This is a genomic window from Clostridium sp. MCC345, from assembly GCF_018785345.1.
Taxonomy (GTDB): domain Bacteria; phylum Bacillota; class Clostridia; order Lachnospirales; family Anaerotignaceae; genus Anaerotignum_A; species Anaerotignum_A faecicola.
Window position 1 is genome coordinate 44,851 of the sequence record NZ_WQPP01000064.1, and the last position, 24,448, is coordinate 69,298.

The following is a 24,448-nucleotide window of genomic DNA, read 5'->3' on the forward strand; positions in this document are numbered from 1 at the left end:
TGTACCTCCTTTTTCCGATTCTGCACAGGGCAAAATTATCACTCCCATAGTATAGAACCACAGTAGGAATTTGTAAACAAAATGCTATGTAAATTTCGTGTAAAGAAGTCAACAGAAGCCGCGGATGCTTATTCTGCCTTGTTGTCCCTTGTCATCAGCTCCAGAACGGCATCCTCCACATTTTTCCCCGCAAAGAGAACCGCATAAATGCTCTGTGTAATGGGCATGGAAACGTGATATTTTTCCGCAAGCTGACAAGCCGCCTGCACTGTATTCACACCTTCCACAACCATCTTCACCTCATCGAGTGTTTCCTGCAGGCTTTTGCCCTGCCCCAGAAGGATACCCGCTCTGCGGTTTCTGGAGTGCATACTCGTACAGGTTACAATCAGGTCGCCAATACCGGAAAGTCCCGCAAAGGTTTCCGCCTTACCACCCATTGCCATGCCAAGACGCTTCATTTCTGCCATGCCTCTTGTCATGAGCGCCGCCTTGGTGTTGTCCCCAAAGCCAAGCCCATCAGACATCCCTGCCGCCAGTGCCATAACATTTTTCAGTGCTGCGCCGATTTCCACGCCAATCAAATCCGTATTGGTATACAGACGGAAACGGGGGTTTGCAAATTCCTCCTGCACCAGCTTTGCCACTGCCTCGTTTTCGCAGGCAATCAGACAAGCGGTCGGCACCTTTCGCGCAACCTCCTCTGCATGGCTCGGTCCGGAAAGCACACAGACCTCACATTGGGGCGCTTCTCTTTTGATGACATCCGAAAGCAGGAACAGTGTTTCCGGCTCCAGGCCCTTTGCCACATTCACCAGAATCTGCCATGTTTTCAGATAGGGTGCAAAATCTCGCACGGTTTGTGCAACGGCTCTGGAAGGAACCGCCAGAATCACGATATCCGCGCCGTCCACAGCCTCCTTGCGGTCGGTGGTTGCCTGAATGGAATCGGGAATCACCACGCCGGGGAGATATTTCTTATTTGTTCTTTCTTTCAACAGCTCATCCACTGCGTCCTGTCTTCTGGACCAGATGAAAACCTCATGTCCGTTTTCCGCCAGCATCACTGCAAGGGCTGTCCCCCAGCTGCCGGAACCAATGACCGTTACCTTTTTCATAAGCTGTGACCTCCAGTCTTATTTCTTCAAATCACAATTTCCAAAACGCATTTATTTTTTAGAACCGAATTTATTTTCCGTACCGTTTAAAAGCTTTTTGATATTCCCTCTGTGCCGCCAGAATGCCATCGCACTGACAAAAATCGTCAGATAGAGCATTTCACGAGGGAAGCCCAAAAGATAGGCACTGATGGGCAGCGTCAGCGCAAACAGCAGCGAGCCAACGGAAACATATCTTGTTGCGAATGCCATGCCAAAGCCAATCAGTGCATTGGGAATGGCTAAGCGGATATCCATACTGAACGCCATTGCCGCTGTCATACCAATCATAACGGCAATCCCTTTTCCGCCCTTAAACTTCAGGTAAAAGGGGTAATTGTGCCCCAGAACCGCCCCGACAGAGCCATATACCCCTGCCAGGTTGCTCCCAAAAATCGCACGACAGATGACAAAAGCAATCACGGATTTCATAATATCCCCGATGAATACCAACGCGCCCGCCTTTTTCCCTAGCACACGCAGAGCATTTGTAGTACCAAGGTTGCCGCTGCCATGCTGACGCAAATCCACCTGCCATATTCTACCGACCACATAGGCTGTTTCGATACAGCCGATGCAATAGCCGATACATAAACAAATCAAACGAAACATATCAATCCTTTTCCCCTTTTTCTCTTACAATGAAATGAATCGGTGTGCCGACAAAGCCAAATGCTTCTCTTAGCTGATTTTCGATATAACGGCGGTAAGAGAAATGGAACAGCCCACGCTCGTTTACAAAAATAACAAAGGTAGGGGGTTTTACGGATACCTGTGTCATATAATACAATCTCAGCTGGCGACCCTTATCCGCAGGGGGCTGCTGCATTGCGGTTGCCTCGATTAGCACCTCATTCAAAACACCTGTGCTGATACGCAGGGCATGATTATGGTAAACCGTCTGAATCAGCTCCAGCATACGGTTAATTCTTTGCCCTGTCATGGCAGAAATAAACACCTTCGGCGCATATTCCATATATTTCAATTCCATGGAAATATCCTTGAGATATTTATTCATGGTCTTTTCGTCCTTTTCAACGGAATCCCATTTATTAACGGCAATAATTGCCGCCTTTCCTCTTTCGTGGGCAATGCCTGCAATCTTGGTATCCTGGTCTGTAACGCCTTCGTTGGCATCAATCAGAAGAATCGCAACATCACAGCGTTCCACTGCCGCAACCGCACGGATAATGCTGAAGCGTTCGATTTCCTCCTTGATTTTGCTTTTGCGGCGCATCCCTGCCGTATCAATGAAGATATACTTCTGTCCGTCAATTTCAATCGGCGTATCGACTGCATCTCGTGTCGTGCCTGCAATATTGCTGACAATCAATCTGTCCTCACCGAGAATCTTATTGATGAGAGAGGATTTGCCCACATTGGGCTTCCCAATGATGGCAACCTTAATCGCATCATCATCCTCCTCATGGATGTCCTTTTCAGGGAAATTCGCGATAATCTGGTCAAGCATATCGCCCAAGCCCAATGCCTGCCCTGCGGAAACAGGCAAAGGATCGCCGATGCCCAATTCGTAAAATTCATAAATCGCCAGCGTATCACGCTTTACGCTGTCCACCTTATTCACCGCCAGAACAACAGGCTTTTTCGTGCGGCGCAGCAGATTTGCAACCTTCACATCATCCTCTGTTACGCCTGTTTTTACGTCTGTGACAAATAAAATTACATCCGCGGTTTCAATCGCAATCTGCGCCTGCTGCACAATCTGCTTCTGAATCACTTCTTCGGAGCCGATTTCCATACCGCCGGTATCAATTAAAGTAAATTTGCGGTCAAGCCATTCCACATCGGCATAGATACGGTCACGGGTCACCCCGGGGGTATCCTGCACGATGGAGATACGCTCGCCTGCAAGTCTGTTAAACAGTGTGGATTTGCCAACATTGGGACGACCCACCACTGCTACGATTGGTCTGCTCATATACTACCTCCTGCTTTGCAGTTTTTTTCATTTTTCTGATAAATGGGCAAGAATACCCAATTTTCCATTCTGTTTAGTATACCACAAAAAGAAGGGAAGTACCACGATTTTTTGTACTTCCCTTCTTATGCTCTCCTTAAATCAGCTCTATTACTCCCGCCATCACGCCTCTTTTTTCGCCCATGCCTCTATGGGAATAAAAACGCTTCTGGTCGCATTTGGTGCAAAGACCCGAAATTTCGATATCCTGCACCCCCATCTCTGCCAACAGGCGGCGGTTACATTCCCATAAATCCATTTTATATTTCCCCTCTGCCGCAGGGTCTTTTTCCACAATCTCCTCCGTCCAGGGGATGTTTTTGCGGAACAGCGCAAGCACAGGTTCATCCATCTGGAAGCAGCATTTCCCGATGGAAGGCCCGATTGCCGCCGTCACATCCGCAGGGTCTGTTCCAAAGGTGCGCATCATCTCCTGTAAAATTTTTTCCGCCATGCGGTTGCCTGTGCCAACCCAGCCGCAGTGCGCCACGCCGATGGCATGGTTCTTTTTATCCAAAAGGAACACAGGCACACAGTCTGCCCCGAAAATCACCAAGGGAATATGCTTCTCGTTGGTAATCAGCCCATCCACATCCGTATAGCCACGCTCCGTCCAGACACCCTTGCCTGCATCTGCCGCCGTCACTCGGCGGACATTTGTGGTGTGTGTCTGCTGAGAGGTTACATAATTTTCCGCCGTAAAGCCGACCGCCTCCGCCAGAATTTTATAATTCTGCAAAACAGGCTCCCGTTCCTCGCCGCGCGCAAAGCCCATGTTCATGCTTGCCCAGTAATCTGTGCTGACACCGCCGTGCCGCGTCGTAAAGCAGTGCTTCACCAATCCTGTCTGCTCCAGATTATCAAATGTAATATATTCCAAGTCATTCTTTCTGTTAATCTTCATCTTTCTCCCCCATTTTCTTCTATCATTCAGAAAGCCAAAACGCATCCTCAGTATAGCGGAAATAGGTTTTCCCCTCGCTGTTCAGCACCTCTGCCACATCAAAGCGGAAATCATATCCCATTTCCATCAGACACTCCTGCGCAATATATGCCTTTGCCGCACGAATGATGTTCTGCTGCTTGCGGCTGTCCACCGCTTCGGCAGGTGTTCCCATGGTTTCATTTTTTCTGTATTTCACTTCCGTAAACACGATTGTGTTCTCTTTCTTCGCAATAATATCAATCTCGCCCCGGAGCGCATGAAAATTCCGCTCCAGAATCTCATAGCCCATTTTCTGCATCTGCTTCGCCGCAAGCGTTTCTCCTCTGCCGCCCTTATCAGTTGTGGTGTCCCCCTCCTGCGGACGGAGATTTTTCACAAAGCTTCTGCGGTGAATCGGGGTCAGCCCCAACTCCTGAATTGCCGCAATATGCTCCGCAGAGCCATAGCCCTTGTTCGCCCCAAAGCCATAGCCGGGGTAAGCTGCATCGTATGTTTCCATCAAGCGGTCACGATAAACCTTGGCAACAATGCTTGCCGCCCCGATGGACATACTCTTTGCGTCCCCCTTAATAATACCCCTCTGCGGCGTGGAAATGCGCGGAATCGTTACCGCATCCGCAAGGATATACTCCGCATGAGGGCTTAGCTGTGAAAGCGCCTCGCGCATGGCTTCATAGGTTGCCTGTAGGATATTGATTTCGTCAATCCGCTCATTGGAAACAATCCCGATACCGTAAGAAACGGCTTTTTCCAGAATCACATCATATAATTCCTCTCGTTTTTTTGCGGAAAGCTTTTTGGAATCATTCACGCCTTCAATTTTACATTCCTGCGGCAAAACCACTGCCGCCGCAACCACAGGCCCCGCCAAAGGTCCTCTGCCAACCTCGTCAATCCCTGCAACAAGCGCATAGCCTGCCGCCCAACAGCCCCGTTCATAGGTCAGAATTTCCTCTAAGCGTGCCTGCTCCTGCAAATGCCTTTCGTATTTTTTCCGAAAAGAGGTCAACACATTCTGCACACCCTTGCGGCTGTCCCCTTCCCATTGCTTTAGCTGCGCAGGCAGGGCATCTATCGAACAACGGCTCAAAATCTCTTTTATCTCATTGATTGACTGCATATTCTCCCTCTTTTCTTTTTTCATCCCTCGTATCATACACTATTTTCTCCGTTCTTGCAACGAAAGCGTATGCCATACAATTTTTGAATTGTGTGATATTCTCTCCTGTGCTATGCTGAGTACAGAAAAAATATATTCACCTAAGGAGGTCTTGTATTATGAAATGTTATCACGTTGACGCATTTGCAGAAAAGGTGTTCGAGGGCAACCCTGCCGCAGTCTGTGTACTGGACAAATACCCCTCCGATGCACTGATGCAGAAAATCGCAGGCGAAAACAACCTGTCCGAAACCGCCTTTGCCGTAAAGGAGGGCGCAGGCTATCACCTCAGATGGTTTACCCCCGGCGGCGAAATTGACCTCTGCGGTCATGCAACACTGGGTACGGCTTATGTGCTGTTCCGTTTCTTTGAAAAGGACGCAGACTCCATCACCTTCCAGACCCTGAGCGGCGCACTGACCGTTCTGAAAAAGGGCGAGCTTCTGGAAATGGATTTCCCTGCGTATGAACTGAAACAAATTCCTGTTACCCCTGCCATGGAGGATGCCTTCGGTGTAAAAATCACAGAGGCATGGATGGGGCGTGACCTGCTCTGTGTGACAGAAAATGCAGATGCCATCCCCACATTGACACCCGATCAGGCAAAGCTGATGGCGCTGGATGGTCTGCTGCAGCATATTACCGCAAGGGGCAAGGAATATGATTCCGTATCTCGCACCTTTGCCCCCAAGCTTGCAGTCGCCGAGGACCCCGTTTGCGGCAGCGGTCATTGCCATATCGTTCCCCTTTGGGCACAGAAGCTGGGGAAGGAAAAGCTGGTTGCCCGTCAGGCATCCAAGCGCGGCGGCACGCTGTACTGTGAAATGCACGGGGATAGACTGAGCCTTGCCGGCACAGCCGTTCTGTATTCCATCGCAGATTTGTATGTAGAAGAAGAAAATTAAGTCAAACAAAAAGGGCAGACATTTGATATTCTCAAATGTCTGCCTTTTTTCTGTCATTTTAGCCTGTTAACAAAATAATGCTTAGTGAAGATAAGCCACTCGCCCGTTTAGAACTTTCATGGCAAAACAAAGGCGTTCTTCCTTACTTTTTATGCTAAAAAGTAACAAAAACTCGGGACCCGTTTCGTAATGGGTCCCGAACCCCCGCAGACGAGGAAAGGGCAACAAAGTTTCCCTTTCCAAACCCTTCCCCACAAGCCGGAAACGGCAGGGAGAAAAGCGGCGCAGACGCGCCTGCATGTTCTAAACGGGCGAACCCCATATCTTCACCAAGCTATGCTTTTTTCTATTTTTCACTTCGTATATTCTTCCTTCAAATCAAACGCATGATTCATCGGGCCGCTGCCTGCGCCCAAATCAAGCATTGCCGCCAACGCACCGGAGATATATTCCTTCGCCCGCTCCACTGCGGTTTCCAAATCGTTTCCCTTTGCCAGATTTGCCGCAATCGCACTGGAAAGCGTACAGCCTGTGCCATGGGTATTGGGGTTATCAATGCGCTTTCCGCGGAACCAATGTGCCCCCTTTTCATCATAAAGCAGGTCATTCGCATCATTCATGCTGTGTCCGCCCTTGCAAAGCACCGCACAATGGTATGCCTTGCTGATGATTTCCGCCGCCGTTACCATATCCTCAGGGCTTGTAATTTTCATATCGGCAAGCACCTCCGCCTCGGGAATGTTCGGCGTAACAACCGTCGCAAGGGGCAGAAGCTTTTCCTTCAGCGCAGAAACTGCATCCTCGCTAATCAGCTTTGCACCGCTGGTCGCAACCATCACAGGGTCAACCACGATATTTTCCGCATGATATGCCGTCAGCTTTTCCGCAATCACGGAAATCAGGTTTACAGAAGAAACCATCCCGATTTTCACCGCATCGGGGCGGATATCCGTAAATACGCTGTCAATCTGCATCCCCAGAAATTCCGGTGTTACCTCAAAAATCCCCTGTACGCCGGTGGTATTCTGCGCCGTCAATGCTGTAATCGCGCTCATGGCGAATACCCCGTTCATCGTCATGGTTTTCAAATCCGCCTGAACCCCTGCGCCGCCGCTGGTATCGCTGCCTGCAATGCTCAATGCTGTTTTCATGCTGTCTTCCTCCAAACTTTTTCCTTGCTCTCGCAATTTTTTACGCCTGCACCATTTCCGCGGAAAGGGTCTTCAATGTCTTACATTCTTCCTCGATATTTTCTGCGCCGAAAATCGCGGAAACCAGAGCCACACCGTCCACACCGGTACCCTTCAGCTCCAGAATATTCTTCTTATTGATGCCGCCAATGGCAACCACAGGGATATCCACCGCCGCTGTGATTTCCTGCGCCGCTTCGCGAGAAACCTCCTCCGCATCCAGCTTTGTCCCCGTATGGAACATTGCGCCAACACCCAGATAATCCGCACCTGCCTTCTGTGCCGCCAATGCCTGCTCCACATTTTTTGTAGAAACGCCGATGATCATGTCCTCGCCAACCAAAGCACGCACATTGCCTGCCTCCATGTCGCTCTGCCCTACATGAATCCCGTCTGCCTTGCATTTGATGGCAATTTCCACGTTATCATTCACGATAAAGGGCACGCCGTATTTCGCACACAACGCCTTCATTTCAATGGCTTCCTTCAGAAAATTTTCCTCATCCAGTTCCTTTTCTCTCAGCTGTACACAGGTCGCGCCGCCCTTCAGTGCATCCTCAACCTGCTCCATTAACGTCTGCTTGCCTGTCCACATACGGTCTGTTACGGCATACAGCAGCATGGTTTCCTTTTCACATTTCATTGCTTTTCCTCCCGTTCTCAAAGGATTTCATATTTCGCACAGCTTTCCAGTTCTTCGCCGGTCAGCTTGCAGATGGCATCAATGATATAATTGCGGTAGCTGGAATTACCATCCTGCTCTGTCAGCCTTGCATGTGCCTTTTCGCCGCAAATGCCCATGGCGCAGACTGCCGCCGCCGTCGCCTCCAAGGGAGCTTCGGGGTTTGCCGTCACATAGGCCGCCGTCATCGCAGAAAGCTGACAGCCTGTTCCTGTAATGCTGCTCATCATGGGATGTCCGTTGTAAATGCAAAATGCCCTTTCGCTGTCCGCAACAATATCAATCGCGCCCGTAATGGCAATCACCGCACCCGTTTCCCGCGCAAATTTCTTTGCAAATGCAACCGTCTGCGGCAGATTTTCCTTCGTAACCTTGTCCGCGATATCCGCATCTACGCCCTTTGCGCCGCCTGTGCCCAGAGCCAGTGTCTTGATTTCGGAGATATTCCCACGCAGAACCGTAAAATGAATATCCTCCAGCAGTGCCTTGGCGGTATTCGTCCGCAGCTTGGATGCACCTGCCCCAACAGGGTCTAATACAACAGGGTGTCCCAATTCGTTTGCCTTTTTGCCTGCTAAATGCATCGCAGGAATGGTGCGCTGATTCAGCGTCCCGATATTGATATTCAAGCCGCCGCAGATTGCTGTAATCTCCTCCGCCTCCTCAGCATCGTCCGCCATAATAGGAGAACCGCCGCACGCAAGCAGAATATTCGCACAATCGTTTACGGTTACATAGTTTGTAATATTATGAATGAGCGGGCATTTTTCCCGCACATGATTCAGCATTTCCTTTAACATTTTCCTTACCTCCTTATCTGACTGCCGCCGTTTTCAGAATCCCTGTTTTCCGCAATGCCCCCAGCAGAATACCGGACAAAATCGCACCGCCTGCCGTGGAAATCAGAAACGGAATGACATAGGCATAAAACGCAATCTGCCCTGCCTGCATTCCCATAAACAGAATCGCAACGGGATACGCGCACAGACCGCCCAGAATTGCCGTACCAAATACCTCAGCCAGCAGCGTCAATGGAATGTTTTTCGTTTTCCAGAACATCAGTCCGCAAAGCAACGCCCCAAACATACTGCCGGGGAACGCCATCAAACTGCCGATACCCAGAAGATTTCGGATTAAGCTTGCGCAGAATGCAACACCCACGCCATAAAACGGTCCCAGAAGCACCGCACACAGAATATTTACCATGTGCTGCACCGGCACACATTTGCTCCCGAATACAGGGATATAGAAAAAGCTGCCAACCACTGCCACCGCGCATAAAATACCTGCATAACATAATTTTCTTGTTCCGAATTGCTTCATTTTGATAGACTCCTTTCTCAACAAGGAAGAACAGACAGCGTTCTTCCTGAAATACATAGACTTCCCCCTTGAAAAGGGCTTTCAGAAAAATCGGTCGAAACTCACTGGCTTCCTCTCACGCCGGAACACGGCTTCCCATCGCTGTTGTTCTTTCTGCAGGATATAGGGCGCTCCCCCTCTGTCCTCCCGATGCTCCATCGGGTCAGCTTCCTTGCTTCGGAATCCGTCAGAAAGTTTTTATACTATTTTGCAATCAAAAAGGGAAACCTCTCCTTTGGAAGTTTCCCAACGCTTTCACGTCTTTTTCAAGCGTCCCTACGTTGGCATTATCCAAATCAGGTTATGGGTCGAAGGCTTTTCCTTCCTCTCAGCCTGCAAGACAAGCTCCCCTTTGTGTTCACTTGTAAATTTAATTATATACCTCTCTGCCAAAAATGGCAAGACCTTCACTCTGCCAATCCTTCTAGCCCTCCAGAAGCTTCCCCACGAAATACGGAAACTGCTTCTCCCACCAGGGCCAATCGTGGTTCACATCCTCGCCCCAGAAATCAATCCACGCCGGCACAGCAAGCCGTTCAAACTGCTCCTTCAAAATCCATGCGTCCTTTTTCGCTTCATCCTCCCATGCGCCCTGTCCGCAGCAAATAATAATCCTTCCGCGGCGGAACTGCTCCACCAACGGATGATCCTGCGGCATCTGCGGCAAGTAATCCACAGGCGAATTATAATAAATATCCACATCATCATAATTCGGGAAGAAATACCCTGCATGGAACAGACCGCTCAACGAAAGGCATCCGCCGAAAAGGTCAGGTCTTCTCAGATAGAGGTTCACGCAATGATAGCCGCCCATGCTCATCCCTGCAAGCATCACTCTGCCTTCATAGGAAACGCCGTCCGTTTCGCTGTGAATCTGATGCAGGCGCGGCAGAAATTCCTCACAGAGATAACGAAACCACTGCTCATGCCAGAGAATTCTGCCATGCTGGTCACCCCATACCGCGCTCCACGTTTCCGCATCCACACAGCCTACACAGAACAGCTGCAGCTGTCCGTTTTCCAGCCTGTCCGCAACGGTATTCACCATGCCTCTATCCTCAAAATCATAGAATTTCCCGTCCTGACACGGAAAAACAATCATCGGCAGCCCTGCATGCCCATATACCTTAAACTCCATGCCTCTCTGCAAATGCTGTGAATATTCTTTGTAATATCGAACGTGCATAAAATCCCTTCTTTCTCCTTACGCCAGCAGAAGATACGCAAAATAGCCGCCATAGCAGGCAAGCATCAGCAGTCCGTGCCGGCGTTTCAAAACCCTTCCGCGGTAAACACATACCAGCAGAAGCACCGCTGCCGCAACCGCCACAACGCTGTCCACCCAGAATGTAGGCTGATACACAACCGGCACAATCACCGCCGTAATACCGACCACAAACATAATATTAAACAGGTTGCTGCCAACAATATTGCCCACCGCAATATCCGAATTGCCCCTTCTTGCCGCCGCCACACTTGTCACCAGCTCCGGCAGGGAAGTGCCAAAGGCAACGATTGTCAGTCCGATAAAACGTTCACTTATGCCGAAAATACGCGCAATGGCAGATGCCGCCTCCACAGCCACATGACTACCGAAAATAATTGCTGCCACACCAACCACAACAAGCAGAATCAACCTGCCGAAGGATACCTGCTTCGCGTATGCGTCCATCTCCTCATTCTCCACAACGCCTCTTTTTGCCAGCCGCAGAAGATACAGCATATACACCACCATGCATGCCAGAAGGATGACACCCTCTGCTCTGCTGATGATATTGTTCTGCAGCCCCATAACTGCCAATAAAATCGTCACACCAATCACCATCGGAATTTCATAATGAATCGTTGTTTTCTGCACCGCAATCTGACACACCACCGCTGTCAAGCCCAGAATCACCAGAATATTCATGATATTGCTGCCTACTACATTCCCTATCGTGATTTCCGCACTGCCGCGCAGCGCCGCCGAAATACTGACCGCCGCCTCAGGCATGCTCGTCCCCATGGCTACAATCGTCAGCCCGATGACAATCTGCGGAATCCCGAATTTATTTGCAATGCCTGCGGAGCCCTCCACGAACCAATCCGCTCCCTTTACCAACAGCACAAAGCCAACCACCAAAGCCACAAGGGCAAATACTATCTGCATCACGCACGCTCTCCTCTTTTTTTCTGACGTAAAATATATTGTCTCATTATACCCCTATGATACAGAAAAATCTACTGTCCTCCCTGATTTTCGGGCAAAAAAAATCTCCCTCGCGCATTGCCATTTTTTCGGAAAGCCATTTTCATAAGCTGACGCAGCAAAATATTCTGCAGAAAGTTTACAGATAGCTGTAGAAACTGTATGATAAAGATATCTGATAAAACGAGCAAAACAAAAAACAAACCGTATAGAAAAGGGGATGCTCATAGAATGACAGATAAGGATATCTATTTGTGGAGAACCACCGTAAAAACAGGCAGTCAGGATGGGAAAGCATTTGAATTCTGCCTGCAAAACAATATTCTGGGCGTAGGCTGGTGCTTACGCAATACAGATGGCATCCCCTATATCCCGACTTCTATCGAAGAATGTGAGAAAAAAGGGCGCATGCAGTATGATTCCTGTCGCGGCTTTGTTGTATCCATTCACGCCTTAAAGGAAATGGCTGTGGATGATCTGATTTGGACACGCCATAATGGCGTTTACTATTTATGTCGTGTGCTGAGCACATGGAAATATAGCTGTGATGCCGCGCATATCTATGAGGATGTCATCAACTATGTGGATGTCGAATTCCATGAAATCGGCACTGTTGAGATGGTGCCCGGAAGGGTTGTAAACAGCTTTCGGGCAAGCGCAGCATTGCAACGAATAAAGGGGGATGTTCCGTTGAAATACTCGGAGTACCTGTATAATACGATTACCGGAACACAATTCTATCCTGACTGCGCTGTGAAAAAAGAAGAAATTCTGGATTTCCTACAGCCGGAAGATGTGGAGGAGGTCGTCAGCTTGTATTTGCAGTTAGAAAAAGGCTATCTCCTCTACTCCAGTACAAATAAGCTGGGTACGCAGACCTATGAATTTGTTGCCGTAGCAAGAGACGGCAGCCACAAGGCATATCCGCAGGTCAAGACAGGAAAAACGCCTCTTGACGGCAGTCATTATAAGGAATTAACAGCCAACGGAGATAAGGTTTTCCTGTTTACCGTTGAGGGAGAATATAAAAACACAGCCGGAATGGATATCATTGACAGAAAAGCGCTAATTGACTTTATATATGGGCATAAACGCATTATGCCCGGCAGAATCAGGCAGTGGCTGTAATCGTTCACTTCATAGATAACAAAAAAGACCGATACTGTAAACTGAAATTGCTTTGCAGCATCGGTCTTTTATTATGCTGTTTTATAAAGTTCTCGGAAATTTCCGAAGGATTTTCTTATTCTGCGTCATCCAGCAGATTCCGCATATCCTGCAAGCTGATAACCAACGTAGAAATATTATGCAGCAATGCAGATGTTGCAGGCATAAATACGCCGGCTACGCCAAACGCGATTAGCCCTGCATTGATGCCGACGATTGCACGATAATTTCTGTGAATTCTCTTCATCAGCAGATTACTGAGCCGTTTCAGCTTTACCAGCTCATGCAAATCGTCCGCCGCAATCGTGATATCTGCGATTTCGCGGGCAATCTCTGCGCCATCGCTGATAGCAATGCCGACATTTGCCGCAGACAACGCAGGAGAATCATTGATACCGTCACCAATCATAATAACCTTGTTGCCCTTTTCTGTTTCCTTGCGTACAAATTCCGCCTTATCCTCCGGCAGAACCTCGGAAAAGTATTCCTCAATGCCGACCTTTTTTGCGATTGCTGCCGCGGTGTGCTCGTTATCCCCCGTCATCATTACGATTCTTTTCAGACCAAGCGCTCTCAAATTGCTGATTACCTCTGCCGCCTCTGCACGCAGGGGGTCTTCAATGCAGATAACCGCCGCCAGCCTGCCGTCAATTGCCAGATACAGGTGAGAATACTCCTTCGGCAGTGCATCGAATTTTTCCTGCTCCGCAGGGTCAATCGTGCATGCCTCATCTTCAAATACAAAATGGTAGCTGCCAATCACAACCTTCTGCCCTTCTACGGAAGATGCAATGCCGTGTGCAACGATATATTCCACCTTGGAATGGGTTTCTTCGTGCTCCAGACCTTTTTCTGCCGCCGCAGAAACAACCGCCTTTGCCATAGAATGAGGGAAATGCTCCTCCAGACAGGCCGCCAGACACAGCAGCTCGTCTTCCTCCTTGTCGCAGAAGGTGTAAACCCTGCGAACCGCAGGCTTTGCCTTTGTCAGTGTGCCTGTTTTATCGAATACGATGGTATTTGCTTCCGCAACTGCTTCCAGATATTTGCCGCCCTTTACGGTGATATGATAAGAACCGGCTTCGCGGATTGCAGAAAGCACGGAGATAGGCATAGAAAGCTTCAATGCGCAGGAGAAGTCAACCATCAGTACAGCCAGTGCCTTCGTCACATTTCTTGTCAGCGCATAAACCAATCCTGTCCCCAGCAGGGTATACGGAACCAGTCTGTCCGCCAGATGCTCTGCTCTGCTTTCCACTGTGGATTTCAGCTTTTCGGAATCCTCAATCATGGTTACGATTTTTTCAAACCGTGTGGAGCCGCTCATTTCTCTGACCTGTAAAACGATTTCGCCTTCCTCCACAACCGTACCTGCGTAGACGTATGTACCGACTTCCTTTCTGACGGGCAGGGATTCACCCGTCATGGATGCCTGATTGACCATTGCTTCGCCCTGACGAATGACCCCGTCGAAGGGAATGACATTGCCCATGCGAACAACAACGCTGTCACCAAGCGCAACCTCCTTCGCCGAAACCAGAATTTCCTGTCCGTCCTGCAGCAGCCATACCTTGCTGACATTCAAAGACATGCTCCTTGCCAGATCGTCAACGGACTTCTTATGTGTCCATTCCTCCAATGTTTCGCCGATCCCTAACAAATACATAACAGATGCTGCTGTGTTCATTTCGCCGCGGAATACGGAAACGCCGATAGCAACCGCATCCAGTACGCTGACCTCAATTTTGCGCTGCAGCAGGCAATGCGCCCCTTGATACAGATATTTTGCGGATTTCACAGCCGTAATTGCCGCGCGAACGGGATAAGGCAGGAACAGCTTTTTCCCGAAATGTATCAATGTCTGTCCAACCAGCCTGCTCTGATATTCCGCATTCATCTCTCTGGAAGAATGTCCGGAAATTGCCGTAGGCAGCTCCACCCTGTCATAGCAGAACTGCTTCAATGCAGTAATGATGTCTGCACGCTCCGCAGTGTATGTAACAACGGCATCACAGGTCTTTTCATATACCTTAGCGTGTGCCACGCCGGGCAGCCCCTCCAGATAGTATTGCAGGGTATCCGCCTCAGCAAAGGTCATTCTGTTCTGCATCATGTGCACACGAAGTCTGCCCTCTATTTCATGCTTAATTTGAAATCTCATGTTTACACCTCCAAAGAAAAACGGAGCCATAGGCCCCGTTATCAGAACTCTCGTTCCTTATGCTTCTGTTGCTTCTGTTGTTTCTTCAGCTTCTTCTGCTTCCTCTACGGAGTTCTCCTTTTCGTAGCGTTTCTCGTTGATCTGCTTTGCTTCAGCCAAAATATCCTCTGCGTTTTCCTGTACAACATTTGTTGTTTTCATCACGCAATCCTTTGCACGCAGCACTGCAGCAGTACCCTGTGTGTAAACCTTCTTCGCATCCTTGCTGCCCAGAACCTTCAGCCCTGCTGTACCGAACAGCACACCACCTGCAAAAACAGCAACCTTATCCAACTTAATATTTTTTACACAATCCAGACATTTTTTAAGCATATCAAAAACCTCCTTTAAATCTTATCATTTTCTCTTGTAACCGGTGAGCATGGTCATGAAGAAACAAAACACGCAAAGCCATGCCCATGTTTTATGATTTTTCATACAAAACCTCCTCATCTGTTGTTTTCTGTCTAATAATAGCACTTTTTTGTAAGATTAGCCAAGCATAACATCCTTTATTGATATTTTTTTTCAAATTACATCTGTTTTATAGGCATTTTTTACAGAAAGCACCCTTTCGTCCTTCAGGTAACCACAGTCTCGCAGACCCGTCTGCAACACCCTGTTCCACTCTGCCGCATCCAAATGCAGCTTTCCACCGTCCTCCAGCATCACAGTTATGACTCTGGCCTCCGCAGGCTCTGTCATTTCCGAAAATTTATAGAGATTTCTGCGGTTGATGGCACCGATTTCCTCCAGCATATTCAGCGTGCGGTATACCGTTGCCGTACCGATTTTCTTGTTGATTTTCGATGTTTTATATAAGATTTCCTTGCAGCTGCCGCAATCATTTTCCAGAATAATATCAATCACCGCAATACGCTGCTTTGTGATGCGGTAGCCGCCTTCCTTCAGCTTTCGTAAAATCATCTCTCTCTGCATGTGAATACGAAAATTTTCAAAATCTATTGGCGCTTCCTTTTCGATTTTTGTAAACTGTCTCACCCCTGCGCCTCCAATCCTTTTTATATCTGATAAAAACTGATTTTGTGATTAGTATAGACTAATATTAGTTAGTTGTCAATAACTGCATGGTATATCCGTTCGAAAAATCCCGTTTTTATAAATTAAAAATGTGACAGAAAAAGCTCCCCATCACATTTTTATATTTTTTCCTATATTTATGTAGAAAAAGAAATGCCCTATTTATTCTTGTTTCTGTCTCTTACGCCCACCAGCGTATACCCCGTTGGACGCAAAATCATTTTAAACTGCTCATCGGTATATTCCTTTTTCATCCGCACAAAAGCGGAATTTCTTTTCAAATCTGCCACGGCCCAAATGTCTCCCTGCTCATTCAGTGCATTTTCCACATACCGCACGCAGTTTTCGCAGGTCATCCCCTTGATATCCAGAACGGCAGTATAGGGGTAATCCTCCGGATTCTTGTCCGCTACCTCAACCCTTCTGCCCTCTCCGCTGTCCGCAGAGCCACAGCAGCCGTATTTCATACTCATTTTATATTTTTTCACCGTAAAAATCGCAATCACAATAATCACAACTGCCACGATACTGTTAAGCAGCATAAAAATCCCTCTCTTTCTCTCCTGCTTTTCCACATACAAAAAGATGGACAAAATATCCATCCTTCGTATGTAAAAAGATTTTTTTGATGTATTTTCCGATTGGCTCGATCGGATGAGTGATAATTTTTACTGTTAGCTTTGACTAACTTATGGATTTATTGTAGCACTGTTTTTCCTACCTGTCAACTGGTTTTTTCATTCCTTTTTGATTTATTTCTATCAATAATTTATTTCTACACAATAGCTGCACAAAAAAACATCCGCAGGAAAATTCCTGCGGATGTTAAGGATTCTTAGGATTTCAGAAGATTACTTCAGTGTTACTTTAGCGCCAACTTCTTCCAGTTTAGCCTTGATTGCTTCTGCATCTTCTTTGGAAGCCTGTTCTTTCAGAACCTTGGGAGCGTTGTCTACAGCTTCCTTAGCTTCTTTCAGACCCAGACCTGTTACTTCACGAACAACCTTGATTACTTTAATCTTTTCGGAACCAACTTCTGTCAGTTCAACGTCAAATTCTGTCTTTTCAGCTGCTGCATCGCCTGCTGCGGGGCCAGCTACTACTGCTACGCCTGCTGCTGCGGATACGCCGAATTCTTCTTCTGCTGCTTTTACCAGATCATTCAGTTCCAGTACTGTCAGTTCTTTTACTGCTGCGATGATTTCTTCGATTGTCAGTTTTGCCATTGTAAAGCACCTCCGATAATATTTTTTTCAAGTTTTCTTTGTTTTGCAAATCGCCGTGCCTATGCACATCTTCTTTGCTTATGCGGTTTTCTTTCTAAGATTATTCCGCTGCTGCGTCTTTCTTTGCGATCTGATCGATAACGCGTGCGAAAGAGGACAGGGGGGATTTGAAGCTGCCCAGCAGTTTGGAGAGCAGAACCTCTCTGGAAGGGATATCTGCAATCTTCTTCATGCCTTCTGCGTCATAAACAACGCCTTCAACCACACCTGCTTTGAATTCCAGCTCTTTTACATCCTTTGCTACCTTGTTCAGGATGCTTGCGCCTGCTGTTGCATCTTCATAAGAGAATGCGAATGCGCTGGGACCTGCCAGATATTCGTCCAGGCCTTCAAATTCTGTGCCCTGGATTGCAAAATGCATCATTGTATTTTTGTAAACTTTATAATCAACACCTGCATCTCTGAGCTGTTTTCTCAGTGCTGTGTCCTGTTCTACAGTCAAGCCTCTTGCATCAACCATAACTACGGATGCTGCCTTTTCCAGCTTTTCTTTGATTTCGTTTACAACTACCTGTTTCTGTTCAACTTTTGCCATTGTTTCCTTACACCTCCTCGGAATCCTACTTTTGTTTCCTGTCATTGAAAAAGCCTCTTTGCACATAGACAAAGAGGCTGAAACGCTCATAGCAATTTTTCCTCGGCAGGATTTACGCGGCAAACCGCACCTGCTGTCTACGGCAATGATTCAGTTTTTTCATTCAACTTGTTCATTTTACCCTATAAACAAGCGCCTGTCAAGGAATTTTCCAAAGATTATTCGGAAATTTTTGCAGGGTTTACTTTTACGCCGGGGCCCATTGTGGTTGTCAGTACAACGCTCTTCATGTACTGACCCTTTGCAGCCTGGGGTTTTGCTTTTATAATTGCACTCATCAGAGTCTGGAAGTTTTCTGCCAGTTTTTCGGAACCGAAAGATACCTTGCCTACAGGCACATGAATGATGTTTGTCTTATCCAGACGGTATTCGATCTTACCTGCTTTGATGTCATTGATTGCTTTTGTAACATCCATGGTTACTGTGCCTGCCTTGGGGTTGGGCATCAGGCCTTTAGGACCCAGCACACGACCCAGACGGCCAACAACGCCCATCATATCGGGAGTTGCTACTGCAACGTCGAAACCGAACCAGTTTTCATTCTGAATCTTAGGAATCAGATCCTCTGCGCCTACGAAATCCGCACCTGCTGCAAGTGCTTCTTCAGCCTTTGCACCCTTTGCGAATACCAATACACGAACTGTTTTACCTGTACCGTGAGGAAGAACTACGGCACCACGAACCTGCTGATCAGCATGTCTGCTGTCAACACCCAAACGAATATGTGCTTCTACTGTAGCGTCAAATTTTGTAGTAGATGTTTTCTGTACCAGATCGATTGCATCTGCTGCATCATACAGCATTGTGCTATCTACGAGCTTAGCTGCCTCGCTATATTTTTTACCTCTTTTCACTTTCGTGACCTCCTTATGTGGTAGTATCGGGAGAATTCCCTCCCACTCTATACGCCGTAATTTATCTGTTTAAAAATTCGGCTTATTCTTCAACAACGATACCCATGCTTCTAGCTGTGCCACAGATCATGCTGTAAGCTGCTTCAACGTTAGCTGCGTTCAGGTCGGGCATTTTCATTTCAGCAATTTCCATTACTTTTGCCTTGGGCAGTTTTGCAACCTTTGTTTTGTTAGGTGTGCCGGAAGCTGCTTCAATGCCGGCTGCCTTTTTCAGCAGAACTGCTGCGGGGGGTGTTTTTGTAACGAAAGAATAGCTTCTGTCCTGATATACTGTAATAACTACAGGGATGATCAGACCAGCCTGAGATGCTGTTTTTTCATTGAATTCCTTGCAGAAGCCCATGATGTTCACACCATGCTGACCCAGTGCGGGACCAACAGGAGGAGCGGGTGTTGCCTTCGCTGCGGGGATCTGTAATTTAATATAACCTGTTACTTTCTTTGCCATGATGGCACCTCCTATAAATGTGGTAATTAGCGGGGATTTTCCCTCCCACTCGGCAGAATTTTCTGCCGTTTAACAAACAATTAACTAAAAAATGTGTAAGCTGTTACAGCTTATCAATCTGAGCGAAATCAAGCTCTACCGGTGTCTCTCTGCCAAAGATGGAAAGACTTACGACCAATGTCTTCTTATTGGCATTGATCTCCTGGATCTGGCCAACAGATTCCGCAAAAGGACCTGTAGCAACGCGAACAGTGTCGCCAACTTCTACATCCAGATTTTCCACCTCGCCGCCGATGCCCATTGCACGCACTTCCGCGTCTGTCAGGGGCACGGGTTTGGAGCCCGGACCAACGAAGCTTGTTACGCCTCTTGTGTTACGAACGACATACCATGTCTCGTCATTCATGATCATATTCAGCAGTACATAACCGGGGAAAACTTTACGCTGTACGGTTTTCTTACGGCCATCCTTCATCTCAACAACGTCCTGCAGGGGTACGCTGACCTCGAAAATCTGATCCTGCATCCCTCTGTTTTCCACTGTCTTTTCGATGTTGGCCTTAACCTTGTTTTCGTAGCCGCTGTAGGTATGCACAACATACCATCTTGCCTCATCGGAAATCATTCTGGTTTCTTCTGCTGCAAGGCTTTCTTCTTCGACTTTTGTTTCCTCTGCTTTATTGATTTCTTCAGACATTCTAAACCATCCTTTTTCTATTTGTTTTCCTTATTAACCTAAAAGACCGATGATTGCACTGTAGCCGGCTGTAAACACCGTGTCCATGCAGAAAATAATAACGCCAATGATAAAGGATGTGACAATAACAGTTGCTGTTTTCTTCACAACTTCAATGCGTGTAGGCCACACGATCTTTTTGAACTCTGCTTTGTAATCCGCAAAAGTATCTTTGTCATTGTCTTTCTTTTTTGCTTTTGCCTGAGGAGCTGGCTTTGTTTGCTTCACTTCGTTCGTTTGGTTTGTGATGTTTTTTTCTTCCAATACGTTCACTCCTTAACTACGGAATGTCTCCACACCTCAATTATTTTGTTTCTTTGTGCAGTGTGTGAGATTTGCAGAATTTACAATACTTTTTGATTTCCATTCTGTCAGGCATAACTTTTTTGTCCTTTGTTGTGCTGTAGTTTCTCTGTTTGCACTCTGTGCAAGCCAAGGTAATTCTTGTTCTCAAGGTTTTCACCTCCGTCTCTGATGATGTGTTGTTTGCTTAAAATTCTGTCTGCCGAAAATTTTCTCAGCACACAAAAAAAAGACCTGCGTCTTCTCATAAAGAATAGCACAAGGTCCTCCTCTTGTCAACCGAAAATCCGGAAAAGCCCGTTATTTTCAGGCTTTTTACTGTTTTTTCCGGTCTGATTTATCGTTTTTCGGGAATTTTTTACTGATTTTTCATAAAATCCTCCAGTGCCAGCGCCAGCTGGTCGGGGCAGCTTGTGGTTCTTCTGCCGCAGGTAATGCCCTTCAGCTTCTTTGCCACCTCCTCAGGCTTCTGTCCCTCTACAAGTGCCGCAATGCCCTTGTGGTTGCCGTCACAGCCGCCTAAAAATGCAACATTTTTCACTACGCCGTCCTCCACATCAAATTCAATGCGAACCGCGCAGGTGCCCTTTGTGTTATATTTTACATGCATCTCTTTCTTCCTCCTTCTCTCTTATCCAAAAGAAAATACCACATTTTCCGCCTGATTTCAACTTTATTTTCGGCTTTTCCCAATCAGATAGGTAAGAAAGAACAGTACCGCCGCCGTCAGCACCATCGTTGCCCCCGCAGAGGTGCCGCAGGAATAGGAAACCCATAAGCCCACAACGGAAGAAAGCAAGCCAAACACAGTCGCAGTCCAATGATAGCTTCCGGCAGAGGAAGTAATATTTCTTGCTGCCGCCGCCGGCAGAATCAGAAGCGAGTTAATCATCAGTATCCCCACCCAGCGGATGGAAACCATAACCGCAACCGCAACCATTATCACAAATATATTTTCCACCAGCATCACGCGCACACCGCGGCTTGCCGCCAGAGAGCGGTTCACACTCAGCAGCAGCAGCTGATTATACAGCAATGCCCACAGCACATACGCCGCAACAAGCACAATCCCTATCGTCCATAAATCCTTCCGCCCGACCGTCAGAATATCCCCAATCAAATAGGAGGAATATTTTGCAAAGCCGCCGCTGGCGGAAAGAATCACAATCCCCAACGCCATTGCCGCCGAGGAAAATACACTGATGACCGTATCCGAGGAAACCATATTTGCGGATTTCACCTTTGTAATCACCAGACCAAGAAAAATCCCGAAGGCAAGCATCGCAAGCAGAGGCTCCTGCATCCCCAGCAAAACCCCAAGCCCTATGCCCGTAAAGGCACTATGCCCCAGTGCATCCGAGAAAAACGCCATTTTGTTGTTAACCGCCATCGTCCCAAGCAGGGCAAATAGCGGCGCAATCAGAACCGCCGCCAGAAAGGCGTGCCTCATAAAGTCATATTGAAGCATCGGAAATATCGTCAAAAGCTGCATCATTTCGCCACCTCCTCAAAGGAAAACCCAAACGCTTCCCGAAATGCGTCTGTTGCAAAAACCTTGTTCGCATCGCCCTGTGCCACAACGGTTTTATCCAGCAGCACCACACGGTCGGCATATTTGCGAATCAATCCCAAGTCGTGCGAAACCAGAAGGATTGCCATGTGCTGCTTATCCCTCAGCTCTGTCACTCTTTTGTAAAACAGGTCAAGCCCTGCCATATCCACACCGGAAACAGGCTCGTCCAAAACCAGTAAATCAGGAACCGGATCGGTTGCCAGTGCCAGAAGCACCCGCTGCAGTTCACCGCCGCTCAGTGCCCCCAGTCTGCGCTCCGCCAAATACCCACATTCCATGTCCTCCAGAATCTCTCGGATATGCGCCTGCATTTTTTTCTGCTTGCCAAACCAGACAGGACTGCCGCCCTTCGCCGCCGCAATAAAATCCGAAACGGAAATGGGCATACTCTTGTCAAAATCCAAATGCTGTGGCACATAGCCAATCCGAGGAACCGGCATCACAACACCATGATGGTCTGTAAAGGAGATACTTCCTTTATACTGCCGTTCTCCCAGAAGGGTACGCAGCAGCGTGGTTTTCCCTGCGCCGTTTTTCCCGATTAGGGCTGTCAGCTCACCGCAGTGAAACGTCAGATTGATGTTGTCAAGCAATATATCCTCGCCGCTCGTCACGCTGATATTTTTCATTTCAATGCTGCAAAGTCCGCAACTGTTATGGTTGCTCATGCCGCCGCCTCCTTCCAATGCTGTGCAACAGCCTGTATATTTCTTCTCATTCGCTCAGTATAAGAGGGGTTTCCTTCTGCCGCCGTTGTCAGTGGGTCTAAGAGCGTAATCGTTTCGCCCGTTTCCTGCGCCAGTGTTTCGGCATAAATCCTGCCGTCATCTGCCGCCGTCAGAAAGAATTGTATCTTATGTTCCCTCGCTTCATCTGCCGCTTCGGTCAGCTCCTTCGCAGAAGGTACCTGGTATTCGTCCACAAAAATACCGCTTGCAATTTCCATCCCAAACAGCTCCGCAAAGTATGCAAAGCCCTCATGGAATACCTCTGCTTCCGTGCCTTCCGGCAAATTCAGCTGCGCCGCCTCCTGCAAAAGCGCATCCGTTTCCGCCTTGAACCTCGCCGCATTTTCCGCAAAAACAGCCGCGTCCGCCTGATCCATCTCGCTTAATGCCGCCGCAATGTTTTCTGCCTGCTGCGCCGCCCTTGCAGGGGAAAGCCAAATGTGGGAATTGCCCTCATGTTCATGCTCCTGCTCGTGTTCATGCGCTTCCGATTCTTCCTCCTCATCATGGTGATGATGTTCTTCTTCCTCTAACAAAGCAATCCCCTCGGAGGTATCTACCACCGTCAGTTCGGGATATCGTTCCAGCGCCTGCTCCAAAAAGCTTTCCATACCGCCACCATTAATGATGAATATATCCGCCGTTTCCAACAGCTTCATATCCGAAATGGATAATTCATAATCATGCAGACAGCCCGTCTGCGGCTGTGCCATATTTTCCAATCTGATTCCCTCTGCTCCCTGCACAATCTCCTGCGCCAGCAGATAAACAGGGTAAAAGCTAGTCACGACCGTCAATTTATCTGTTTCTTCGGTTTTATTTTTTTCCGTGCCGCATGCCGTAAAAAGCAAGGCTGACAGCAAAAACAGCACAAGTCCCTTTTTTTTCATATTCTCTCCGCCATTTCGCCTGAATTTCTTATTGCAAATCATTTGCAATTAGATATGATAGCATTGTATACAATCATCTTTCTCTTGTCAAGCGTCCGCTTTCCCGATATGATGAGAATAGCATTTATTTTTTCTTTTGAAAGGAGCTCACCCATGATTCGTAAATATAAAAACCTGATTCCAAAAGTTCCCGCAAGCTGTTTCATTTTCCCTACCGCAGAAATCATCGGCAGTGTGGAGCTGGGCGAGGATGTCATTGTCTATCCCGGTACAGTTGTGCGCGCAGGCTATGGAAAAATCACCATCGGCGACAAAACAAATTTACAGGAAAACGTCACCTTCCATGTAGAAACGGGTTACGATATCCATGTCGGCGCAGGTGTCACCATCGGGCATAACGCCATCATCCATGGCTGCACCATTCATGATAACGTCCTCGTCGGCATGGGCGCAATCATTCAGGAGGGCGCAGTCATCGAGGAAAACTGCTTCATCGGCGCAGGCGCAATCGTCAAACGCGGTATGCGCATCCCCAAGGGGCACATGGCGTATGGCATTCCCTGTCGCATCGTCCGCCCCATCACGCAGGCGGAATATGATGAAATCCGCATTTCCACGCAGGAATATCAGGAATATAAGGCAGAATACGAAAGACAGGAGCAGGAAAATGACAGCCTTCTGTAAGAAGAAACCCTCCTTTTCTTTTTCAAAAAACCCATGACTTTCTGCCTTTTAATAGCTTTTTCTCATAAAAACATGAAATACACCTTGCAAATTACATTGTTCTGCGATAAAATAGGCATGTAAAAAGATGAAGGAGGTGTTTCCAATGGCTCATAAAATCGGTCCCGAATGCATCGGTTGTGGCGCTTGCGCAGGCGGCTGCCCTACAGGTTGCATCCATGAAGACGGCGGTGTTTACGTTATCAACGCTGCTGAATGCATCGACTGCGGTACTTGTGCAGGCAACTGTCCCACAGGCGCAATCAAAGCTGAATAA

The 24,448-nt window shown here is 47.8% G+C and carries 30 protein-coding genes, 1 pseudogene, 1 riboswitch and 1 other annotated feature; of the genes and pseudogenes, 4 read left to right on the forward strand and 27 right to left on the reverse strand.

Annotated elements, in window-relative coordinates; genetic code table 11:
* Nucleotides 1–128: 128 nt before the first annotated feature.
* The 6 genes and pseudogenes from GPK49_RS11305 to GPK49_RS11325 form a co-directional block, all read right to left on the reverse strand.
* Nucleotides 129–1,118 carry an NAD(P)H-dependent glycerol-3-phosphate dehydrogenase gene (locus tag GPK49_RS11305; protein WP_016407484.1) on the reverse strand — a complete coding sequence of 330 codons (990 nt, stop codon included), beginning with the start codon at nt 1,116–1,118 and terminating at the stop codon, nt 129–131.
* A gap of 51 nt (nt 1,119–1,169) precedes the next feature.
* Nucleotides 1,170–1,769, reverse strand: a complete 600-nt coding sequence (gene plsY / locus GPK49_RS11310; RefSeq protein WP_016407485.1) for a glycerol-3-phosphate 1-O-acyltransferase PlsY — start codon at nt 1,767–1,769, stop codon at nt 1,170–1,172.
* A 1-nt stretch (nt 1,770) separates the two neighbouring features.
* Nucleotides 1,771–3,096 carry a ribosome biogenesis GTPase Der gene (gene der, locus GPK49_RS11315; protein ID WP_215677944.1) on the reverse strand — a complete coding sequence of 442 codons (1,326 nt, stop codon included), beginning with the start codon at nt 3,094–3,096 and terminating at the stop codon, nt 1,771–1,773.
* A gap of 136 nt (nt 3,097–3,232) precedes the next feature.
* Nucleotides 3,233–4,039 (reverse strand): peptidoglycan editing factor PgeF, encoded by an 807-nt coding sequence (gene pgeF / locus GPK49_RS11320; RefSeq protein ID WP_215677946.1) that lies wholly within the window; start codon nt 4,037–4,039, stop codon nt 3,233–3,235.
* A gap of 22 nt (nt 4,040–4,061) precedes the next feature.
* Entirely contained in the window at nt 4,062–4,457 is a 396-nt protein-coding gene (locus tag GPK49_RS13240) for a YraN family protein (RefSeq protein WP_444876960.1), read from the reverse strand.
* A pseudogene (locus GPK49_RS11325) lies at nt 4,449–5,201 on the reverse strand (ribonuclease HII); the annotation flags it as partial. The gene GPK49_RS13240 and the pseudogene GPK49_RS11325, both read right to left, overlap by 9 nt.
* A 158-nt stretch (nt 5,202–5,359) precedes the next feature.
* On the opposite strand from GPK49_RS11325, the gene GPK49_RS11330 reads away from it, so the two are divergent.
* Entirely contained in the window at nt 5,360–6,145 is a 786-nt protein-coding gene (locus GPK49_RS11330; RefSeq protein ID WP_016407489.1) for a PhzF family phenazine biosynthesis protein, read from the forward strand.
* Between the two features lie 353 nt (nt 6,146–6,498).
* On the opposite strand, the gene thiD is transcribed toward GPK49_RS11330, so the two are convergent.
* The 6 genes from thiD to GPK49_RS11360 all read right to left on the reverse strand — a co-directional run bounded on the left by thiD (nt 6,499) and on the right by GPK49_RS11360 (nt 11,528).
* Nucleotides 6,499–7,296, reverse strand: a complete 798-nt coding sequence (gene thiD / locus GPK49_RS11335) for a bifunctional hydroxymethylpyrimidine kinase/phosphomethylpyrimidine kinase (RefSeq protein WP_215677949.1) — start codon at nt 7,294–7,296, stop codon at nt 6,499–6,501.
* Between the two features lie 40 nt (nt 7,297–7,336).
* Entirely contained in the window at nt 7,337–7,978 is a 642-nt protein-coding gene (gene thiE, locus GPK49_RS11340; RefSeq protein WP_215677951.1) for a thiamine phosphate synthase, read from the reverse strand.
* A 17-nt stretch (nt 7,979–7,995) separates the two neighbouring features.
* Complete coding sequence (gene thiM / locus GPK49_RS11345; protein ID WP_215677953.1) at nt 7,996–8,817, reverse strand: hydroxyethylthiazole kinase; 822 nt, start codon at nt 8,815–8,817, stop codon at nt 7,996–7,998.
* Nucleotides 8,818–8,830: 13 nt separating this feature from the next.
* Nucleotides 8,831–9,340 carry an energy coupling factor transporter S component ThiW gene (thiW, locus tag GPK49_RS11350; protein WP_016407493.1) on the reverse strand — a complete coding sequence of 170 codons (510 nt, stop codon included), beginning with the start codon at nt 9,338–9,340 and terminating at the stop codon, nt 8,831–8,833.
* Between the two features lie 294 nt (nt 9,341–9,634).
* Nucleotides 9,635–9,741: riboswitch (TPP riboswitch) on the reverse strand.
* Between the two features lie 62 nt (nt 9,742–9,803).
* Nucleotides 9,804–10,565, reverse strand: a complete 762-nt coding sequence (locus tag GPK49_RS11355) for an alpha/beta hydrolase-fold protein (protein WP_215677955.1) — start codon at nt 10,563–10,565, stop codon at nt 9,804–9,806.
* A gap of 18 nt (nt 10,566–10,583) precedes the next feature.
* Entirely contained in the window at nt 10,584–11,528 is a 945-nt protein-coding gene (locus GPK49_RS11360; RefSeq protein WP_215677963.1) for a calcium/sodium antiporter, read from the reverse strand.
* 270 nt (nt 11,529–11,798) lie between these two features.
* On the opposite strand from GPK49_RS11360, the gene GPK49_RS11365 reads away from it, so the two are divergent.
* Nucleotides 11,799–12,695, forward strand: a complete 897-nt coding sequence (locus tag GPK49_RS11365; RefSeq protein ID WP_215677965.1) for a hypothetical protein — start codon at nt 11,799–11,801, stop codon at nt 12,693–12,695.
* A 115-nt stretch (nt 12,696–12,810) separates the two neighbouring features.
* Here the strand turns inward: GPK49_RS11365 and GPK49_RS11370 are convergent, their stop codons facing one another.
* From GPK49_RS11370 to GPK49_RS11440, 15 genes are all read right to left on the reverse strand, one after another.
* Complete coding sequence (locus tag GPK49_RS11370) at nt 12,811–14,895, reverse strand: heavy metal translocating P-type ATPase (RefSeq protein WP_215677967.1); 2,085 nt, start codon at nt 14,893–14,895, stop codon at nt 12,811–12,813.
* A gap of 57 nt (nt 14,896–14,952) precedes the next feature.
* Nucleotides 14,953–15,267, reverse strand: coding sequence for a DUF6110 family protein (locus tag GPK49_RS11375; RefSeq protein WP_016407498.1), 315 nt, complete (start codon nt 15,265–15,267; stop codon nt 14,953–14,955).
* Nucleotides 15,268–15,462: 195 nt separating this feature from the next.
* A complete protein-coding gene (locus GPK49_RS11380) occupies nt 15,463–15,936 on the reverse strand; it encodes a Fur family transcriptional regulator (protein ID WP_288666775.1) in 474 nt (157 codons plus the stop codon).
* A gap of 197 nt (nt 15,937–16,133) precedes the next feature.
* Nucleotides 16,134–16,517 carry a heavy-metal-associated domain-containing protein gene (locus tag GPK49_RS11385; protein WP_215677969.1) on the reverse strand — a complete coding sequence of 128 codons (384 nt, stop codon included), beginning with the start codon at nt 16,515–16,517 and terminating at the stop codon, nt 16,134–16,136.
* A 309-nt stretch (nt 16,518–16,826) separates the two neighbouring features.
* Complete coding sequence (gene rplL / locus GPK49_RS11390) at nt 16,827–17,192, reverse strand: 50S ribosomal protein L7/L12 (protein ID WP_174707771.1); 366 nt, start codon at nt 17,190–17,192, stop codon at nt 16,827–16,829.
* A gap of 109 nt (nt 17,193–17,301) precedes the next feature.
* Nucleotides 17,302–17,796, reverse strand: coding sequence for a 50S ribosomal protein L10 (gene rplJ / locus GPK49_RS11395; RefSeq protein WP_016407502.1), 495 nt, complete (start codon nt 17,794–17,796; stop codon nt 17,302–17,304).
* Between the two features lie 37 nt (nt 17,797–17,833).
* Nucleotides 17,834–17,957, reverse strand: a sequence feature (ribosomal protein L10 leader region).
* 57 nt (nt 17,958–18,014) lie between these two features.
* Nucleotides 18,015–18,710, reverse strand: coding sequence for a 50S ribosomal protein L1 (rplA, locus tag GPK49_RS11400; protein ID WP_016407503.1), 696 nt, complete (start codon nt 18,708–18,710; stop codon nt 18,015–18,017).
* An 82-nt stretch (nt 18,711–18,792) separates the two neighbouring features.
* Nucleotides 18,793–19,218 carry a 50S ribosomal protein L11 gene (gene rplK / locus GPK49_RS11405; RefSeq protein WP_016407504.1) on the reverse strand — a complete coding sequence of 142 codons (426 nt, stop codon included), beginning with the start codon at nt 19,216–19,218 and terminating at the stop codon, nt 18,793–18,795.
* Between the two features lie 103 nt (nt 19,219–19,321).
* Nucleotides 19,322–19,843: a transcription termination/antitermination protein NusG gene (nusG, locus tag GPK49_RS11410; RefSeq protein ID WP_118580461.1), complete on the reverse strand. Its 522-nt coding sequence runs from the start codon at nt 19,841–19,843 to the stop codon at nt 19,322–19,324.
* Between the two features lie 105 nt (nt 19,844–19,948).
* A complete protein-coding gene (secE, locus tag GPK49_RS11415; RefSeq protein WP_016407506.1) occupies nt 19,949–20,218 on the reverse strand; it encodes a preprotein translocase subunit SecE in 270 nt (89 codons plus the stop codon).
* 40 nt (nt 20,219–20,258) lie between these two features.
* On the reverse strand, nt 20,259–20,408 hold the full coding sequence (gene rpmG / locus GPK49_RS11420; RefSeq protein ID WP_118579801.1) for a 50S ribosomal protein L33: 150 nt from the start codon (nt 20,406–20,408) through the stop codon (nt 20,259–20,261).
* Nucleotides 20,409–20,615: 207 nt separating this feature from the next.
* Entirely contained in the window at nt 20,616–20,867 is a 252-nt protein-coding gene (locus GPK49_RS11425; protein WP_016407507.1) for a TIGR03905 family TSCPD domain-containing protein, read from the reverse strand.
* Nucleotides 20,868–20,930: 63 nt separating this feature from the next.
* A complete protein-coding gene (locus GPK49_RS11430; protein WP_215677971.1) occupies nt 20,931–21,752 on the reverse strand; it encodes a metal ABC transporter permease in 822 nt (273 codons plus the stop codon).
* Entirely contained in the window at nt 21,749–22,498 is a 750-nt protein-coding gene (locus GPK49_RS11435) for a metal ABC transporter ATP-binding protein (RefSeq protein WP_215677973.1), read from the reverse strand. The genes GPK49_RS11430 and GPK49_RS11435 overlap by 4 nt, the downstream gene beginning before the upstream one ends.
* Nucleotides 22,495–23,448, reverse strand: a complete 954-nt coding sequence (locus tag GPK49_RS11440; protein WP_215677975.1) for a metal ABC transporter substrate-binding protein — start codon at nt 23,446–23,448, stop codon at nt 22,495–22,497. The genes GPK49_RS11435 and GPK49_RS11440 overlap by 4 nt, the downstream gene beginning before the upstream one ends.
* 153 nt (nt 23,449–23,601) lie before the next feature.
* Between GPK49_RS11440 and GPK49_RS11445 the strand changes: the two genes are divergently transcribed.
* Nucleotides 23,602–24,132 carry a gamma carbonic anhydrase family protein gene (locus tag GPK49_RS11445; protein WP_215677977.1) on the forward strand — a complete coding sequence of 177 codons (531 nt, stop codon included), beginning with the start codon at nt 23,602–23,604 and terminating at the stop codon, nt 24,130–24,132.
* 145 nt (nt 24,133–24,277) lie between these two features.
* Nucleotides 24,278–24,448: a DUF362 domain-containing protein gene (locus tag GPK49_RS11450; protein WP_016407512.1), complete on the forward strand. Its 171-nt coding sequence runs from the start codon at nt 24,278–24,280 to the stop codon at nt 24,446–24,448.

What these genes read in the sequence shown, in the direction of transcription:
- GPK49_RS11385 (WP_215677969.1), bottom strand. Translation starts at nt 16,517, where the DNA reads ATGCTGCTTAACAGTATCGTGGCAGTTGTGATTATTGTGATTGCGATT.
- der (WP_215677944.1), bottom strand. Translation starts at nt 3,096, where the DNA reads ATGAGCAGACCAATCGTAGCAGTGGTGGGTCGTCCCAATGTTGGCAAA.
- GPK49_RS11435 (WP_215677973.1), bottom strand. Translation starts at nt 22,498, where the DNA reads ATGAGCAACCATAACAGTTGCGGACTTTGCAGCATTGAAATGAAAAAT.
- GPK49_RS11330 (WP_016407489.1), top strand. Translation starts at nt 5,360, where the DNA reads ATGAAATGTTATCACGTTGACGCATTTGCAGAAAAGGTGTTCGAGGGC.
- rplK (WP_016407504.1), bottom strand. Translation starts at nt 19,218, where the DNA reads ATGGCAAAGAAAGTAACAGGTTATATTAAATTACAGATCCCCGCAGCG.
- GPK49_RS11430 (WP_215677971.1), bottom strand. Translation starts at nt 21,752, where the DNA reads ATGATGCAGCTTTTGACGATATTTCCGATGCTTCAATATGACTTTATG.
- GPK49_RS11445 (WP_215677977.1), top strand. Translation starts at nt 23,602, where the DNA reads ATGATTCGTAAATATAAAAACCTGATTCCAAAAGTTCCCGCAAGCTGT.
- thiE (WP_215677951.1), bottom strand. Translation starts at nt 7,978, where the DNA reads ATGAAATGTGAAAAGGAAACCATGCTGCTGTATGCCGTAACAGACCGT.
- pgeF (WP_215677946.1), bottom strand. Translation starts at nt 4,039, where the DNA reads ATGAAGATTAACAGAAAGAATGACTTGGAATATATTACATTTGATAAT.
- plsY (WP_016407485.1), bottom strand. Translation starts at nt 1,769, where the DNA reads ATGTTTCGTTTGATTTGTTTATGTATCGGCTATTGCATCGGCTGTATC.
- GPK49_RS11355 (WP_215677955.1), bottom strand. Translation starts at nt 10,565, where the DNA reads ATGCACGTTCGATATTACAAAGAATATTCACAGCATTTGCAGAGAGGC.
- GPK49_RS11305 (WP_016407484.1), bottom strand. Translation starts at nt 1,118, where the DNA reads ATGAAAAAGGTAACGGTCATTGGTTCCGGCAGCTGGGGGACAGCCCTT.
- GPK49_RS11370 (WP_215677967.1), bottom strand. Translation starts at nt 14,895, where the DNA reads ATGAGATTTCAAATTAAGCATGAAATAGAGGGCAGACTTCGTGTGCAC.
- GPK49_RS11425 (WP_016407507.1), bottom strand. Translation starts at nt 20,867, where the DNA reads ATGCATGTAAAATATAACACAAAGGGCACCTGCGCGGTTCGCATTGAA.
- rplJ (WP_016407502.1), bottom strand. Translation starts at nt 17,796, where the DNA reads ATGGCAAAAGTTGAACAGAAACAGGTAGTTGTAAACGAAATCAAAGAA.
- GPK49_RS11375 (WP_016407498.1), bottom strand. Translation starts at nt 15,267, where the DNA reads ATGCTTAAAAAATGTCTGGATTGTGTAAAAAATATTAAGTTGGATAAG.
- GPK49_RS11440 (WP_215677975.1), bottom strand. Translation starts at nt 23,448, where the DNA reads ATGAAAAAAAAGGGACTTGTGCTGTTTTTGCTGTCAGCCTTGCTTTTT.
- thiW (WP_016407493.1), bottom strand. Translation starts at nt 9,340, where the DNA reads ATGAAGCAATTCGGAACAAGAAAATTATGTTATGCAGGTATTTTATGC.
- thiM (WP_215677953.1), bottom strand. Translation starts at nt 8,817, where the DNA reads ATGTTAAAGGAAATGCTGAATCATGTGCGGGAAAAATGCCCGCTCATT.
- GPK49_RS11450 (WP_016407512.1), top strand. Translation starts at nt 24,278, where the DNA reads ATGGCTCATAAAATCGGTCCCGAATGCATCGGTTGTGGCGCTTGCGCA.
- nusG (WP_118580461.1), bottom strand. Translation starts at nt 19,843, where the DNA reads ATGATTTCCGATGAGGCAAGATGGTATGTTGTGCATACCTACAGCGGC.
- GPK49_RS11365 (WP_215677965.1), top strand. Translation starts at nt 11,799, where the DNA reads ATGACAGATAAGGATATCTATTTGTGGAGAACCACCGTAAAAACAGGC.
- thiD (WP_215677949.1), bottom strand. Translation starts at nt 7,296, where the DNA reads ATGAAAACAGCATTGAGCATTGCAGGCAGCGATACCAGCGGCGGCGCA.
- GPK49_RS11360 (WP_215677963.1), bottom strand. Translation starts at nt 11,528, where the DNA reads ATGCAGATAGTATTTGCCCTTGTGGCTTTGGTGGTTGGCTTTGTGCTG.